Source organism: Pseudarthrobacter sp. L1SW (assembly GCF_020809045.1).
Lineage (GTDB): Bacteria > Actinomycetota > Actinomycetes > Actinomycetales > Micrococcaceae > Arthrobacter.
Genome location: NZ_CP078079.1, coordinates 572,508 through 587,859 on the forward strand (window position 1 = coordinate 572,508; position 15,352 = coordinate 587,859).

14 protein-coding genes, 1 tRNA gene, 1 other RNA gene and 1 pseudogene are annotated in these 15,352 nt (G+C 67.1%); 7 read left to right on the forward strand and 10 right to left on the reverse strand.

The genetic code is table 11. The annotated features are described in order from the left end of the window. Positions 1-81: 81 nt before the first annotated feature. The 4 genes from KTR40_RS02790 to KTR40_RS02805 all read right to left on the reverse strand — a co-directional run bounded on the left by KTR40_RS02790 (position 82) and on the right by KTR40_RS02805 (position 2,491). Positions 82-429, reverse strand: coding sequence for a serine protease inhibitor (locus KTR40_RS02790; RefSeq protein ID WP_228405208.1), 348 nt, complete (start codon positions 427-429; stop codon positions 82-84). Further along, the gene (locus tag KTR40_RS02795) at positions 426-1,370 is read right to left on the reverse strand and encodes a 3-methyladenine DNA glycosylase (RefSeq protein WP_228405209.1); all 945 of its coding nucleotides are present in this window, start codon (positions 1,368-1,370) and stop codon (positions 426-428) included. Before KTR40_RS02795 ends, KTR40_RS02790 begins: the two co-directional genes overlap by 4 nt. Next, entirely contained in the window at positions 1,342-1,917 is a 576-nt protein-coding gene (locus KTR40_RS02800) for an SSI family serine proteinase inhibitor (protein WP_228406243.1), read from the reverse strand. The genes KTR40_RS02795 and KTR40_RS02800 overlap by 29 nt, the downstream gene beginning before the upstream one ends. A 94-nt stretch (positions 1,918-2,011) precedes the next feature. Continuing rightward, on the reverse strand, positions 2,012-2,491 hold the full coding sequence (locus KTR40_RS02805) for a MarR family winged helix-turn-helix transcriptional regulator (protein WP_228405210.1): 480 nt from the start codon (positions 2,489-2,491) through the stop codon (positions 2,012-2,014). A 77-nt stretch (positions 2,492-2,568) separates the two neighbouring features. Between KTR40_RS02805 and KTR40_RS02810 the strand changes: the two genes are divergently transcribed. Together KTR40_RS02810 and KTR40_RS02815 are read left to right on the forward strand one after the other, a co-directional pair. After that, positions 2,569-2,811: a hypothetical protein gene (locus KTR40_RS02810; protein ID WP_139027884.1), complete on the forward strand. Its 243-nt coding sequence runs from the start codon at positions 2,569-2,571 to the stop codon at positions 2,809-2,811. 116 nt (positions 2,812-2,927) lie between these two features. Continuing rightward, positions 2,928-3,143 (forward strand): hypothetical protein, encoded by a 216-nt coding sequence (locus KTR40_RS02815; protein WP_139027885.1) that lies wholly within the window; start codon positions 2,928-2,930, stop codon positions 3,141-3,143. A 123-nt stretch (positions 3,144-3,266) separates the two neighbouring features. On the opposite strand, the gene KTR40_RS02820 is transcribed toward KTR40_RS02815, so the two are convergent. Next, positions 3,267-4,625 carry an aspartate kinase gene (locus KTR40_RS02820; protein ID WP_139027886.1) on the reverse strand — a complete coding sequence of 453 codons (1,359 nt, stop codon included), beginning with the start codon at positions 4,623-4,625 and terminating at the stop codon, positions 3,267-3,269. 198 nt (positions 4,626-4,823) lie between these two features. Here KTR40_RS02820 and KTR40_RS02825 point away from each other — a divergent pair, with 198 nt between their 5' ends. The 3 genes from KTR40_RS02825 to KTR40_RS02835 all read left to right on the forward strand — a co-directional run bounded on the left by KTR40_RS02825 (position 4,824) and on the right by KTR40_RS02835 (position 8,119). Next, positions 4,824-5,789, forward strand: a complete 966-nt coding sequence (locus KTR40_RS02825; protein ID WP_228405211.1) for an ABC transporter ATP-binding protein — start codon at positions 4,824-4,826, stop codon at positions 5,787-5,789. Further along, positions 5,786-6,919, forward strand: coding sequence for an ABC transporter permease (locus tag KTR40_RS02830; RefSeq protein ID WP_228405212.1), 1,134 nt, complete (start codon positions 5,786-5,788; stop codon positions 6,917-6,919). Before KTR40_RS02825 ends, KTR40_RS02830 begins: the two co-directional genes overlap by 4 nt. 108 nt (positions 6,920-7,027) lie before the next feature. Continuing rightward, positions 7,028-8,119 carry a hypothetical protein gene (locus tag KTR40_RS02835; protein ID WP_228405213.1) on the forward strand — a complete coding sequence of 364 codons (1,092 nt, stop codon included), beginning with the start codon at positions 7,028-7,030 and terminating at the stop codon, positions 8,117-8,119. Positions 8,120-8,135: 16 nt separating this feature from the next. Here the strand turns inward: KTR40_RS02835 and recR are convergent, their stop codons facing one another. The 4 genes from recR to KTR40_RS02855 all read right to left on the reverse strand — a co-directional run bounded on the left by recR (position 8,136) and on the right by KTR40_RS02855 (position 12,913). Further along, a complete protein-coding gene (gene recR, locus KTR40_RS02840; protein ID WP_050056466.1) occupies positions 8,136-8,735 on the reverse strand; it encodes a recombination mediator RecR in 600 nt (199 codons plus the stop codon). A gap of 79 nt (positions 8,736-8,814) precedes the next feature. Next, positions 8,815-12,396 carry a DNA polymerase III subunit gamma and tau gene (locus KTR40_RS02845; RefSeq protein WP_370633159.1) on the reverse strand — a complete coding sequence of 1,194 codons (3,582 nt, stop codon included), beginning with the start codon at positions 12,394-12,396 and terminating at the stop codon, positions 8,815-8,817. Positions 12,397-12,447: 51 nt separating this feature from the next. Next, an RNA gene (gene ffs / locus KTR40_RS02850) (signal recognition particle sRNA small type) lies at positions 12,448-12,544 on the reverse strand. A gap of 45 nt (positions 12,545-12,589) precedes the next feature. After that, positions 12,590-12,913: a hypothetical protein gene (locus tag KTR40_RS02855; RefSeq protein ID WP_228405215.1), complete on the reverse strand. Its 324-nt coding sequence runs from the start codon at positions 12,911-12,913 to the stop codon at positions 12,590-12,592. Between the two features lie 335 nt (positions 12,914-13,248). Here KTR40_RS02855 and KTR40_RS02860 point away from each other — a divergent pair. Then, positions 13,249-13,333 (forward strand) — tRNA-Ser (locus KTR40_RS02860). Positions 13,334-13,392: 59 nt separating this feature from the next. Here the strand turns inward: KTR40_RS02860 and KTR40_RS02865 are convergent. Next, entirely contained in the window at positions 13,393-14,283 is an 891-nt protein-coding gene (locus tag KTR40_RS02865) for an oxygenase MpaB family protein (protein ID WP_370633185.1), read from the reverse strand. Positions 14,284-14,971: 688 nt separating this feature from the next. On the opposite strand from KTR40_RS02865, the pseudogene KTR40_RS02870 reads away from it, so the two are divergent. Continuing rightward, positions 14,972-15,277: pseudogene (locus KTR40_RS02870) on the forward strand (M23 family metallopeptidase); the annotation flags it as partial. Positions 15,278-15,352 lie beyond the last annotated feature (75 nt).

Sequence of the window (15,352 nt, forward strand, 5' to 3'; positions counted from 1 at the left end):
CTAAAGAAAAAAGCAGGATCCCGGACGGTAAACCGCCCGGGATCCTGCTTTTTGCCTGGCGAACCGCCACAGCCGGGCGTCCTAGGTGCTGCCCCAGGCTCCGCCTGCGCTGCCCAGCAGCGGTGCCATCGCATTCCAGCGGGCGATTTCGCAGCCGTCCGTGCGCATGAAAACGGAATCAACCGGGCGGCCGTGGAAGACTCCGGTGACCACGGCCACCTGCGGCCCGCCATACTGCTGGGTGCACAGGCGCGGCGGTCCGGGCTTGGGAAAGAAGATGTCCTCACCGTACTTCTCCACAGCCGCGAGGGCGGCTTCGGGGTCCGGCAGCGTGCTCCCGGGCTGGGCCTGCCCGTCGTCCGCCATGAGCCGAAAAACGTGTTCGACGGCGGCCGGGTCCTCCCGGAGCCTGACGGTGAGGTCAATCATGCGCTCATGCCGGGAATGGTCGAGACGGCGTCCAGTTCCGCGGCCAGCCTCTCCCGGAGTGCGGCTGCCTCGGCGGCGAAGGAGCGCTGGTACTCCACATAGGCGGCTTTCCCCTGGGGTGTCTCGATGGGGATCGCGGGATAGCCCCATTCCGCCAGGTCGTACGGAGAAGCCTGCATGTCCATGGCACGGATCCGCCAGGACAGCTCGAAGCAGTCCATCACCAGTTCACTGGGCAGGGCCGGCAGCAGCTTGTAGGCCCACTTGTACAGGTCCATGTTGGCATGGAGGCAGCCGGGCTGTTCCTGGTGGCGCTGGCTGTCCCGGCTGGGCGAAAACTCATTCAGCGGCACGGCGTCCGGCGTATAAAAGCGGAATGCGTCGAAGTGCGTGCAGCGGATCCTGTTGTCCTCCACCACCTTGTCCGTACCGGCCGCCCCCAGCCGCAGCCGGAGATATTCATGGCGGAGGTCGAACCTGTCCTGGTGGTACACCATGGCCCATTCATGCAGGCCAAAGCAGCCGAACTGCGCCGGGCGCGCGGCGGTCCCGCGCAGGATGATGCCGGCAAAGGCGACGGCCTCGCTGCGGTCGGCAAGGAAGGCGTCCCGGTCAAAGGTGACCGCGGTGCTTCCTTCCGGCAGCCCCAGGAAGGCAAGCTCGCCGTCGTCGAGCCTCCTGTAGTGCTTCCAGCCCGTCCGTGCGGCAGCTGCCCTGCCCAGCAGGACGTACCCTGCACCCGGGTGCCAGCGTCGCAGCTGGCCCGGTTTCTGGGTGTAGTAGGTGAACAGGAAGTCTTCCACTGGATGCTTCCTGCCTGCGGACCTGCGGGCAAGGTAGGGGTCGGCGTAGCGGCTGACGCGCAGGTGGTGGGCTTCCTCCCGCGACTGCCAATCATCCGCCGCCAGAAGCTTAAGCTCCACCCGCGGCACCCAGGACATCCTTCGCAGCCTCCCAGGCGCTGATTTCGCATCCGTTGGTGCGGGAGAAGGCGGCGTCTACGGGCACGCCGTCCACAACACCTGTCACGGTGGCCTTCTGCGGGCCGCCGTACTGCTGGGTGCAGGCCTGGTCCGTTGCCGGGGCGGACGGGCTGAGCAGCCCGGCGTTCTCCTTCAGCGCCGCGCAGGCTGTTTCCGCGGCCGGATGCACGCTTTCGGCAGCAGGGACACCTTCGGTGCAGACCAGGGTGTAGCTGATCTCCGGTTCGCCCTCGGCGGGAACGATGATGATGGCCAGTTCGGCGTTCCCCCTGCCCGGCCCCGATGGCGCTGCCGGCGATTCAGGAGCCGGGGCGGGGACGGAGGTCTCGGCGTCGGCTGACGGGCTGGCGGCAGGCTCCGGGGAACCCGTGGCGGAGGCCGTGGGAGATGCCGACGTTCCGGCGGACGGGGTGCCTCCGCCCTGGCCCGGGGAACATGCCGGGAGGAGCACCGCTGCCATGAGCAGGGCAACCGCCCGGATCTGCGTTCTGCGGGTGGACAACATCCCTGCGCGCCTCGCCCCTGTGGAGATCGTGTTGGACATCTTGCTCGAGGGCGTTTCGCCCGTGGATCGCAGCCTGCCCTTCATGCTCCCTATTCTACTGCCGGTCGTGTAGCGGGCTGGTGCTGGAGGTGGCCGCAATGAGGCCCATCATGGCCGCGTGCAGTTCGCCCACCTGGGTCCGGCCCAGCCCCAGCCGCTCCATCATGGTTCCTGGAACGTTGAGCGCCTCCTGCCGGAGCGCGGCGCCTTCCGGAGTCAGTTCGACGGCGAGGGCCCGCTCATTGCCGTCCGCCCGCCGTCGTGTAATCAGGCCGGCGGCCTCCAGCCTGCGGAGGAGTGGCGAGATGGTTGCCGGTTCCTGGGCGAGCGCCTCGCTGATGTTCCGGACAGTCCGCGGGCTCGCCTCCCACAGGCAGAGCATTACCAGGTACTGCGGGTGGGTCAGGTTCAGCTTCTCCAGCACGGGCTTGTAGGCGCCCACAACGCTTCGGGCCGCCACCGTGAGGGCGAAGCACAGCTGGTGTTCCAAAAGCAGGTCCTCGTCCTGCCCCTGCTCACTGCCGGTTGCCGTCATGGCTCCTCCAATTGTTAGTGCACTAATCATTAGCGTACACTTTCAGCAGTAGGCATGTCAGGTAAGGAGCCAGTTTCATGGGTAAGGGCAACTCAGCAGGCAAGGACAACGCTTCGCAGCGCTTTATGCGGGCCACCGGCAAGCTCCGGGCCATCTTCGGCCCCGCAAACCGCTCATCCCTGGGCCATGACATGACGGAGGAAAACCGCAGGCTGCTGGCCCAGCGTGAGGCGGAGACCCAGCAGTGGGAGACCGTAACGCGGCCGGACGGCAGCACCTACGTGGTCCCCAGGAATCCAGAGGACAAGTCCCTCCGCTAAGCCCGGCAATGCTGTCCTGGCCAAGAGCCTTTTCCCGTCCGCGGGCATAAAATAAGGGCACTGGCTCCTGGCGGCAGGAGCCCTTTCCCCCGATATCCGGGAAGGGGGTGGAAACAGTGGCACATGTACTCAGCGGTTTCATGAATCTCACCGAAAGGCTGCGGTTCATCTTCGGCCCGGCCACGCGGCTGGACCCGGATACGCCTGTGGTTCACAAGCATGACGCTTTCGAACAGGCCTCGGAGGAGGACCTCTCGCACTTCGTCGTGGAAACCGATTCGACCGGCCATCACTACGCTGTGCGCCGCGAAGACCTCGAGAAGGAACGCTGAACCGGCCACCCCAGGCTGGCGCATCCCAAACGCAGAAACAGCCGGGCTCCCTTCCGAATTATCGGAAGGGAGCCCGGCTGTTTCTGCGTCCGGCTTCCCAGTGGGGCCGGCTGGGCAGGAGGCCTAGCGGCCGGTACCGCCGTACACCGTGGCTTCGTTTTCGCTGTCCAGGTCAAAGGCCTTGTGGATGACGCGGACAGCCTCGTCCAGCAGATCCGCGTGCGTCACAACAGAAATGCGGATCTCGGAGGTGGAGATCATGTTGATGTTGATCCCGGCGTCGGAGAGCGCCTTGAAGAAGGTTGCAGAAACGCCGGGATGGGAGCGCATGCCGGCACCGATCAGCGACAGCTTGCCGATCTGCTCGTTGTACTCGATGGTCTCGAAACCGATCTGGTCCTGCGCCGCGTGGAGGGCGGCGAGTGCGTCGGCGCCTTCCACGATGGGCAGCGTGAACGAGATGTCCGTCCGGCCAGTGCCGTGGGTGGAAACGTTCTGCACGATCATGTCGATGTTCGAGTGGGCGTCGGCGATGACCTGGAAGATCGCTGCGGCCTTGCCCGGAATGTCCGGAACGCCAACAACGGTGACCTTGGCTTCGGAACGGTCGTGCGCAACGCCGGAGATGATTGGCTGCTCCAAGGCAACTCCCTCTTGTGTGGTGATCTTGTCTTCGGCGCTGGGGATGACCCAGGTGCCTTCGTGCTGGCTGAATGAGGAACGGACATGCAGGGGCACGCCGAACCTGCGGGCATACTCTACGCAGCGCAGGTGGAGGATCTTGGCGCCGGACGCCGCGAGCTCCAGCATTTCCTCGCTGGAAATCCGCTCGATCTTCTGGGCGGAAGGAACTACGCGGGGATCGGCGGTGTAGATGCCGTCCACGTCTGTGTAGATCTCGCAGACGTCCGCCTCCAGGGCCGCTGCCAGCGCCACCGCGGTGGTGTCCGAGCCGCCCCGGCCAAGGGTGGTGATCTCGTTGGTGGCCCGGCTCATGCCCTGGAAACCGGCCACGATGGCGATATTGCCCTTGTCCAGCGCGGTGCGGATCCGGTGGGGATCGACGTCGATGATCCGGGCTTTGCCGTGGATGCCGTCAGTGATCATGCCGGCCTGGGAACCGGTGAATGACTGGGCGGAGGCGCCCAGCTTGTTGATGGCCATGGCCAGCAGCGCCATGGAGATGCGCTCGCCCGCGGACAGCAGCATGTCCATTTCGCGGGCGGGGGCGGAGTCTGTCACCTGGGCGGCAAGGTCCAGGAGTTCGTCCGTGGTGTCACCCATGGCCGAGACGACAACAACCACCTCGTTGCCGGCGGCCTGTGCGTCCACCACGCGTTTGGCAACCCGCTTGATGCCGTCCGCGTCCGCTACGGAGGAACCGCCGAACTTCTGCACGATGAGCTGCTTTGTCACCGCACGGCCGGCGGGCAGCTCCTGCGGCTGCGTTGCGTTGTGCACTTCGGTAGTGGGCGTACTCATGCGCGTACCTTCACTGGATCGGTAGGAGTTTGAGGCCAGGCAGCCTGGCGCCTGGTCGGCGCGACTTCTTCCCCACAGTTTATCGCCGCCCGCTGCCGCGGGTTGAATTGTGACCATTTTCCGGCCGGATAGGCAGCCCCGGGAGGCGTAGGCTCAGAGCGTCGGAATGCAATGACTGTGGGGGACAGGTGCAGATAGATGGCAATGATTTCTGAGGTACCGGGGGATCCGGTCGGGCAGGTGTCCGGCGACGGTATATCGGCGCGGGGCGTCAGCCGAAGCTTCGGCGCGGTGCGCGCCGTCGAACACATGGACTTCCATGCTCCGGCAGGGAAGGTGACGGCCCTGATCGGACCCAACGGCGCCGGCAAAACGACGCTCCTGCTGATGCTTGCATCGCTGTTGGCGCCGGACGAGGGCACGATCAGCGTGGCGGGCCTGGATCCGCTCCGCCACCGCGCCGAGGTCAGAAGGCGCCTGGGTTGGATGCCCGATACGTTGGGTGTGTGGGAGTCATTGACTGCCCGGGAGATCCTGACGCAGATGGCCCGCTTCTACCGGCTGCCGGCCGAAGGCCTCGGCCAAAGGGTGGCCGCCATGCTGGAAAGGGTCCGGCTGGACGATCTTGCGGACCAGCCGGCACGGGTGTTGTCCCGCGGGCAGCAGCAGCGGCTGAGCCTCGCCCGGGCACTGATCCACGACCCTTCCGTCCTGCTCCTTGATGAACCCGCCTCGGGCCTGGATCCGGGCTCGCGGGTGGAGCTCCGCACCATGCTGAGGCAGTTGGCGGCGGAGGGCAAGGCCGTGGTGGTCTCATCCCACGTCCTCAGCGAACTTGACGAAATCGCCGACGGCGCTGTGTTCGTCAATAAGGGCCGCACTGTCCGCCAGCAGACTACGGCCGAAGCGGCCGCTGCAGGACGAAGGTACGCGATCTTCGGCCCGGATCCGGCGGCGCTGGCTGCAAAGCTTACCGGGCTGGGGATGGCGTTCCGCGTCGAGGACGGCCGCCGTCCCGGCGTGAGCCTGGTGCTGAACAGCGACGGCGATGCGGAGCGCCTCCTGCGGGACCTGGTGCTGGCCGGCGTCGGAATCACTTCCTTTGCCCCCGCCAGCGGGGCCCTTGAAGAAACCTACATGAACCTTGAGGGGGAGCGGCAGTGAGCCAGGCAACCGACAACAGGCAGGACACGCCCGGAACCGGAGCGTCAGCCGCCTATCTGGCGGGAATCAGGAATGTGGTGGTCCTGGAGCTGAAGCAGCGCCTGCGTTCACGCGGCTGGTACATCATGCTGGCCATCTGGTTCGTCCTGACCGGTGTGGTCACCCTGCTGACGTGGGCCAGCTGGAACGCTTCTCAGGCTGCCCAGCGGGCCTATGGAGGCTATGTTCCACCGGAGCCCGCTGGCCCCGGTTCCATAATTTTTGAAGTGGTGCTGGCGTTCGTCCTGTTGTTTGCCCTCCTGGTGGCGCCCGCCTTGTCCGCCAATGCCATCACCGGGGACCGGGCAGGCGGCACGCTGGCCATCCTGCAGGTCACCCTGCTCGAACCCGGCCAGATCCTCTGGGGGAAGTTCTTTGCGGCCTGGCTCGCCGCCCTCGCGTTCCTGGTGGCCAGCGCGCCATTCCTGGTCATTGGGGTGGCCCTTGGGGGAATGACCCCTGGGCACGTGCTGGTGGCACTGCTGATGCTGGCTGTTGAAGTGGGAGTGGTGTGCGCCGTGGGCGTGGGGATTTCGGCCCTGGCCGGACGGCCCCTGTTCTCCATCGTGGTGACCTACCTTGCCGTGGCCGGGCTCGTCTTCGGGACGCTGATTTCGTTCATGCTTGGCACAGGCCTGGCCCAGGGCAGCGTCATGGCCAACAACCCGCAGTACCGCCAGTACGCGCCGCTGGAGTCCGGCCCCTTTGGGCCGGAATACACCTGCTCCGGTCCGCTCCGGGAACAGCCTGCCCTCCGCACCGAGCGGGTCGCGTGGCTGCTGGGCATGAACCCCTTTGTGGTGGTGGCCGATGCCATCCCTTACCGCGATCGCACGGCGCAGACGGGCTTCGCCTCCGTGGGGGCCATCGAGGGAATCAGCCAGGGCGCCCGCCAGGCCATGGCCGGTCCGGACGGCACCATCCCCTGCGCCAACGGCGTGGTCCAGCCGGCGTACCTGGGGCAGAAAACACCGCTGTGGCCGCTCGGCCTGGGGCTCCAGCTGGTGCTGTCCGCGCTGCTGATGTGGCTGGGCTGGCGGGCGCTCCGGACACCCGCGCACAAGCTGGCCAGGGGTGTGCGCATCGCGTAGGCCTGGCTCTGGACAGCTCCGCCGTGTTGGGCAACGATAGGACCAGCCGGCGCGCTTGCCGGTCTTAGCTGGGGCTGGGGCCTGTCCGTGGAAAGGCGGGGCTTCCCCATGGCCGACGACGAGCAGCCTGCTGCACAACCAGTCGCCGAACCCTTCTACGAACCCATCGGCGGGAACTCCCACGGTTCCGGCGGTTCCAGCCGGGATGATGACGACGGCGGCCTGGACCAGGTGCGCGGCCGCGGGATGGGCCTGCAGCTGGCGTTGGCTGATGTGGTCCGCACCGTCCGTACCGCCAGGTTCTGGGCACTGGCGGGCGGCGCTGTCCTGGGAACGTGGGCTGCTTCCGGCGCCGCCGTGCTGATGTTTGTGTCGCTGGGGCAGGGAAGTGGCGGGTACAACGCCCCACTGCTGGCGTACGCGCTCGCCGCAACCCTGATGCCGTCCGTGGGGGCCTTTGTTGCGGTGGCCTGGGGCATGCAGGGCTACAAGCAGATGGCCGCAGCCGGGGAGCCTGCCGCGGGCGGCGGAATCCTCCCGGCATTGCTGGCCACAACATTCCGTGGGTTGGTCCTGGCTGTCCTAACGCTCTGCGTGCTGATGTTCCAGGCGCTGGTTGCCGGTGAAGCGGGTGCTGTGGCGGCAGCCGCGGCAGGGGTCACCGCTGTCGAGGGCGCCCTTTTCGGCGCCGTTGGGGTGGCGGCCGCGGCGGGGAAGTCGGGACCGGCCCGTGTGGCGGGCTGGGCGCTCGCGGCAATCCTGGTGGCTGGCTCGGCCGGGGCAGCTGCCGCCCTGGTCCCCTTGGTCCGGGTGGTGGAACCGGTGACCGTGGCCGTGAATGTGCAATGGGGCCCGGCCGGCACCCCGGTGGCGTACGAGTGTTCGGAAGTCCCGGCCGGGGTAGCCGAGGTCTACCATACCGAGCGCATCATGTGGCTGGCCGCCATCAGCCCTTCAGTGGTTTTCCTGGCCGTGGGGGCTGATGCCGATCCGGCCGGAAGAGTCCTGGGATGGGTGCCGGCGGCCCTGCAGGAAGCGGGGGACGGCACCCAGGTCCCCTGTGTGAACGGGGAACCGCGGGCCAGGGATTCGGCGCGCATGCCGCTGCCTGTAGTGGGAATTGCCGGCCAGGCCCTGGTGGCCGGAGCGCTGCTGGCCGCCGGAAACAAGGTTTCGTCGCGCCGGCGTTCGCTGCCCTGACACTACCCCCGCCCGATCAGGTGAGGGCGTTCCGGCGGCCCTCGAACGCCCGGCCCAGCGTGACCTCATCCGCGTATTCCAGGTCGCCGCCCACCGGCAGGCCGGAGGCAAGGCGGGTCACGGTGATGCCGATTGTCTTGAGCATGCGCGCGAGGTAGGTGGCGGTGGCTTCACCCTCGAGGTTGGGGTCCGTGGCGATGATGACTTCCTGGATGGCGCCGTCATTGAGCCGGGTCAGGAGCTCACGGATGCGGAGCTGCTCCGGTCCGATGCCCGCAATCGGGTTGATGGCGCCGCCCAGCACGTGGTAACGGCCCCGGAATGAGCGCGTTCGTTCCACGGCCAGGACATCCTTTGATTCCTCCACCACGCAGATGACCGCTGGATCCCGGCGCGGGTCACGGCAGATGTTGCACAGTTCCTGCTCGGTGACGTTCCCGCAGACAGTGCAGAACTTGACCCGTTCCTTGACGGTGGTGATCGCCTCAACCAAGCGCTTCATGTCCTGCGGATCAGCTTCGAGGATGTGGAATGCCAGCCGCTGGGCCGACTTGGGGCCCACTCCGGGAAGGCGTCCGAGCTCATCGATCAGCTCCTGGACAGCACCTTCGTACACTATTTCCCCTTAGCTTGGGATGGATTGCGGGCAGGTCAAAGGCTTATCAACGGTTTCCCCGGTTGGACCCGGGTAACCGTCAATACCGCGGTGTGATGGGGCTTCCGTCGGGCGAGCGCTCCTCAATCAGCTTTCCGCCCAGAATACGCTCTACCGCGGCACGGCCGAACACGCCGGACTCCTCGATGGTCTCATCATCGGCGCTCGGTATGTCCTGGACATAGGTGGCAGCAGCCGCCACCGCGCGTGCAGGGGCCTTGGCGCGCCCGGCTTCCGCTTCAGGACTGTTGGAGAGGCGCTGGTAAAGGCTTTGCCGGGCCTCGGCTGCGGCAGCGGCGGATGACTGAGGAGCGGGGGCAACGTGAGAGGGAACCGCTGCGGGAGCAGACGAGGCTGACGCCATGGCGTACTCAGGTTCCCGCGCGTTATCCGCCACGGAATTGCCCCCGCCCGCTTCCTCCGCGCCAAACCGTCCCGCACCCGGAGCTGATGCAGACGGGTCCAGGCCCCAGTCCGGCTCCGGGCTGGTGCCGGCCTTCGTGACCGGGATTGAAGGCGGGACCTGGGCTGTGGCCGGTTCGTAGCGCGGGGGAGCAGCGGGCCCGGCAGGTGCGCCCTCCGGCACTGCAGCGGCGGCTGCCCTGCCCACATTGCTTTCCTCGCCCACTACCCAAATTCCAGGCGCCTGTTCCACGGCCCGGGTCCAGGGGTCATGGGGTGGTGCAACAGCTTTGGTGGCAGCGCCGGGCTGCCCGTGAAGTTGAGCGCCCGGTGGGTTAGCGCCCTCGGTGTTAACCGGGGCCGAACCGGCCAGCGAAGATACCTTCGTCGCGGCACCCCTGCGGGGGGTGCCCGATGGGCTTGAACCAGCCGGCGTTGCTGAGGACTGGGACCTGTTGGACGGCGCCCAGTCCAGGGGAGGCTCTTCGTCCAGAGGGGGAGCGTCTTCGTCCCTGGCCGGACCCCAATCGTCGTCGGAGTATGAGTAATCTCCCGCCGGGGCGGCGTAAGTCGCCGGAACGGGGGCGGAGTCCGCCTGGGCAGGAACCTGCACCGCAGGCTGTCCGGACGCGGGCAGCCCGGCACCGCTCCCGGAAAGCGGGGCTTGAGGTGCCGTGGCTGCTGCCTGGGCCACCCCGTCCGGGGCAACGCCGTGGGCCCGGCCGGCATCATCCTGTCCCAGCCCGGGACGTGCGGGTTGCTGGTGGTTTGCGTCCGGCACAGGGTTCTGCTGGTTCGCGGGGAGGAACCCGCTTGCCACGCCCGCCTGGTGGGCGGCATCGCTTCCCGTCGGAGCAGGACTAGGAGCAGGAGAAGGAGCGGGTGCCGGAGCCGGCGCCAGCCCCCAGGCGACGTCAGCCGAAGTTGCCGGGGCCACCCGGCTGGCTGGCACTTTTGGGTTTGGGTCAGAGCTCGCCTGCGTGCCGCCACCGGCTGACGCAGTGATTTGGCAGTCGATGCCTACGGTCTTGTGGATGGCCTGGCGCAGATTCTCCGAATGGTCTGCCCGGCCGAAGGCACCGGCAAGTCCGGACGTGGTGAATGCCAGGGTGAGGCTGTGGCCGTCGAAGGCGGCGACCTGGGCGTTGGGTTCAACGAGGGCCCACGTACTGCGTTTGATTTTGGACAGGGTCTGCAGGACGTCGGGCCAGGCGCGGCGCAGGACCTCCACGTCTCCCATCGGTCCCGGAGCAGCGGCAGGCGCCGCCGCGGCGGGTGCCGCCGGGGCAGGCGACTTCTCCGCCTGGCCGGCAGGGGGAGCTGCTTGGGGCTCGGCGGCGGCCGCCGGGCCGGGACGCTGGGGGGCGGCGGGACCCGGCGTTTGGTCGGCGCCCTCGGCCCGGCCGGAACCCGGCGTCTGCATGGCACCTCGCGCCGAAGCAGGCGCACCGGCAGCATCCGGCCCCACCTGGGCCTCCGTTGAGCCAAAGCCGGGGCCGCGGCCGGCTGAACGGTCCGAAGGGGCTGAACCGTTCGAAGTGGCTGAACCGTTCGAAGGGGCTGAACCGTTCGAAGGGGCTGAACCGGCGGACGGGGCCGAACGATCCGTAGGGGCCGACGACGGACGGTTTCCAGCCCGTTCCTCCACCGGCCAGTCACTGGTGCTGACGCGCGGAGCGGTCAGGGGAGCGCGGGGTTCGCCCACCGCGGGGACGGAATCCCCGGCGGAGCCCGCACCGGCGGAGGCCGGGGCGGCAGCTGCCGGGCCATCAGCTGACTGGCCATCAGGTGCCTGGCCCCCGGGCGCTTTGGTGGCTGCCGGCAACACCGGGCTGCTGGCTGCCGCGCCCGCATCCGCCGGAGCGGCAGGCGCTGGCCTGGCGGTATCCAGGGCCGGAACAATGGCCTCGGCGGCGCCAGCTGAAGGCACCGGAGCCGAGGGCCTTGCTTCCCGGGCAGGGGCCTTAACTGCGGCGGGTTGGGGTGCTGGGGGAGCGGGAAGTGTGGCGGCGTCGGCACCCGCCCCGGCCGGAGCACCGACGTCGTTGCCGGCGTAGTTCAGCCTGCGCTCCACGCGGTCTATCCGCGCCGCCATGCCGCGCTCGTTCTGCTCCGAGCTGGGCAAAAGGATCCGGGCGCACAGCAGCTCGAGGTGCAGCCGCGGGGACGTGGCGCCGGTCATCTCGGTCAGGGCCGTGTTGGTGACGTCGGCGGCGCGTGACAGCTCGGCCGCCCCCAGGTTATGGGCCTGGTTCTTCAGGCGGGCAATCTGGTCCGCAGGCATGCCGCGGAGAATGGTCTGGGCGCTTTCCGGCATGGCCTGGACGATGATGAGGTCCCGGAACCGCTCCAGCAGGTCCTCAACGAAGCGGCGGGGATCGTGGCCGGTTTGGATCACGCGGTCCACGGCACGGAAAACGGTAGCGGCGTCAGAAGCGGCAACAGCCTCAACCACGTCATCCAGCAGCGAAGCGTGAGTGTATCCGAGCAGCGCCACGGCAAGCTCGTAGTCCAGGCCGTTCGGCCCGGCGCCGGCCATCAGCTGGTCCAGGACGGAGAGGGAATCACGGACAGAGCCGCCGCCGGCACGGATTACCAGCGACAGTACGCCGGGGGCAACCGGGACGTTCTCCTGGTTACACAGGAGCTCCAGATAGGCCATCAGGGGTTCCGGCGGCACCAGCCGGAACGGGTAGTGGTGGGTGCGGGAACGGATGGTCCCGATGACCTTGTCCGGCTCCGTGGTGGCGAAGATGAATTTGATGTGTTCCGGCGGTTCTTCCACGATCTTCAGCAGGGCGTTGAAACCGGCGGACGTGACCATGTGGGCCTCGTCAATGATGAAGATCTTGTAGCGGTCCCGCACCGGTGCGTAGGTGGCCCGCTCGCGGAGGTCCCGCGCATCGTCCACGCCGCCGTGGCTGGCGGCGTCAATCTCTATGACGTCCAGCGAGCCGGAGCCGCCGCGGGCAAGCTCGACGCAGCTGGAGCAGGTTCCGCAGGGGGTATCCGTGGGGCCCTGTGCGCAGTTGAGGCAGCGCGCAAGGATGCGGGCGGACGTGGTCTTGCCGCAGCCCCTGGGACCGGAGAAGAGGTAGGCGTGGTTGACCCGGTTTTTCCGTAAAGCGGTCATCAACGGCTCGGTGACATGCTCCTGCCCGATAACGTCAGCAAACGAATCCGGACGGTACCTGCGGTAGAGGGCGGTAGTAACTGTCACAGAGAAAACCCTACCAATCCGGGCCGACATCCTGCCGCCCTGTGGGGGAATAGTAAAGACCCCCCATGCACCCGCCAGAGCCCATTTACCCTTGCTACCTTCCGGTCCTGGGGGAGTTCAACAGGATGACGCCACATGAGGGGCCGTCAGATACTTTACCCGAACTTCCGGCCTGACTCGAATCGGCCCCTGATCAGCGCCAGCCCTCCACCGGCCAGCTCATAAAGGCCGGTTCCTCGTAGGGATGCGCCGCCCGCAGCGCTTCAACCACGGCGCCCAGCATTGGCTGCCCAACCACGCATTCGATCTTGTCCTCTGCCACCTCTTCAGGCTTTCCCACGTGCCCAAGGTACGGTTCGGAGCCCTCCCGGGGAGTAAAGCGGCCCGTCCCGGGCGTGACGAACGAACAGTGCGAGTAGTTGCCGATCCTGCCGGCCCCGGCGTCACCGATGGCCTTGAGGAGGCGGTCCGTGTGGGAGCGGGGGACGTAGACCACCAGTGCATGCAGCTCATTCATAGTGTCCATCGTCCCCGAAAGCTGCCGGAAAGCTGCCTGGCAGCAGCCGGAAAGCGGGCCAAACTCGTTGCTTATCCCGGCGGCTCCCCTGATTATGGGTACATACACCGATTGGGGCAATCTCCAGATTGTGAGCTGCGTGGCCTGGCTGAACGGGGCCGGACCCGGCAGCTCAACGGTGGTCCGGGGAATGGACGCGTTGGGGGCGTCCATTTCGTGGTTTAAGGAGTAGGGCACGTGTCCTCGGGGCTTGCGGAGCGTGGCCGGTTCCGGCCAATTGGGCGATGCGGAAAACATCAGGTAACCTAGTATCTGCTTTTGTTTCAGAAGCAGCTGGAGAATTCGCCTAGCGGCCTATGGCGCACGCCTGGAACGCGTGTTGGGTTAACGCCCTCGGGGGTTCAAATCCCCCATTCTCCGCCGGTAAGGACCCGGCTCCCGTACAAGCGGGGGCCGGGTCTTTTCATTTGCGGCAGCGGTTATCCCGCCTCAGCGGCCGGCACGCCCAGCCGGCGGAGCCGTTCCCTGGCGGCGAGCTCGCTTGGACCCCGCCGTCCCAAGGCCAGGCGTACGACGCCGAGAACCACCTTCGTGCTGAGTCTCACCGGCAGCGGCACGGGACCCAGCCGCGGAACTTCCAGCCCGAGCATCTGGCGGTACCGCGGCTCCAGGCTGTACACCGCGCCTGCGAACAGGACCCGGTAACCCGGCCGGAGCATCCGGTTCAGGGGCGGGTTGCGGATGAATCCCACCGTCTCTGCCACGCGGGCGTCAACGCGGAGTTCACCGCTTTCGTACCAGCGGTCAAGCTGCCCGTGCATGTCCGCCTCGCTGAGCGGCGGGTCCTCCACTCCCATCAGCCTGCCCGCCTGGGCCCACTCCCGGACGTACGCGTCCGCCCCTCCGGGAATCGTGCCTCCCCACAGCTTGTGGGCGGTGAGGAAGGCGTCCGTGAAGGCCAGATGGATCCAGTTGGCCAATTCCGGATCGTTGGCGCTGTAAGCGCGCGGCGCCCCGTGGTTGTCGCTATAGCTGCCCTGGACGGCCTCGTGCAGGCGGCGCACCCTCCATGAGGCGTTCTCCGCGGCCTCCCTGGAGCCGTAGGTGACAGTGAAGATCCAGCGAATGGTGTTGGCCAGCCGGCGCAGGGGATCCTCGCGGAAGTTTGAATGTTCGTGGACGCCGGCAAGAGCGCCGGGGTGCAGGGACTGCATCATCAGGGTGCGGATTCCGGCAACGATGGGCGACATTGAACCGTGCACTGCCCATACGGCGGACCCCGGAAGGTGGTGCCCCGGGTCATCACCTTCGGCAAGATCGAGTTGCCACTGCTGAACTCCTTCTGAGCCGTTGCTGAAGGTGCGGACCAGCCGCTTTTTAATGGGACTGAGGATGTTCTTGATGGTGCACGCCCTCCTGTGGAGAACCGGCTGATGAGCTTATGGTAAGCACGATTCAGCGACCGCCGCAGTGTGTGGCCTGGTACCACCGGGCGGCGCTGTGGACGATTTCTCTCCACAAAAACCCCAAAGTATCCCTACTGTGGGGTTCACATGGGCGGCGGCCGTATGTTCATATAGGAGGTACCGTCAAGACAGCGTGCGGTGACCACGTCCTGGAGTCAGTTTTGTGGACAATCATGCCGTTTCCGCGAAGGACAATGAGAACCCCAAGGGCTTTTGCCTGCCTGTTGCTCGTGCCTTGGCCGCCACCGGTGTACTCGCCATCTCCGTCTGCGCCTTCAACGCCTCCGGCAGCGCCCCTGAACCGGGTACGGCAGTGGCATCCGTCGCCCGCCCCGCCGCGGGTGCCGGTGCTGCAGGGAACTCGACTGGCGTCGGTACCAGCACTGGCGCTGGGACTGGGGCCACTGGCACTGGGGCCGCGGAGCCGCCGTCGGACAATCTTGTGGCGGGCCCCCAGACTGCTGCCATCCTGGCCGCTCCCCAAGCACACGTTGCTTTTCCGCGTCCGCTCGTAGGGGGTTCCGCTGAGGGTGGTCCGGCGCCGGTGACCGTAGAGTTGACGGGGATGGGAAGGCCGCCGGCAGGTTACCTCATGGCTCCCCTTAAACTACTGGTCCCCACGTCGCCGTTCGGGTTCCGGGTAAGCCCGCTGTCCGGGTTGGCGGGGGATTTCCATCTGGGCCAGGACTATTCGGCTCCCTGCGGCACCGCAGTTTACGCGGCAGATTCAGGGGTGGTCCGTGCAGCGGGGTGGCATCCGTGGGGCGGTGGCAACCGGGTTGAAATCGACCACGGCAACGGACTTATCACCACCTACAACCACCTCGAGTCCATAGCCGTCCGCAGTGGTGACTCCGTGAAGGTTGGCCAAGCCATTGCGCGGGTTGGGACAACCGGCTGGTCGACAGGATGCCACCTGCACTTCGAAACGATCCTGAACGGCCGCCACACCAGCCCGTTGAAGTGGCGCCTG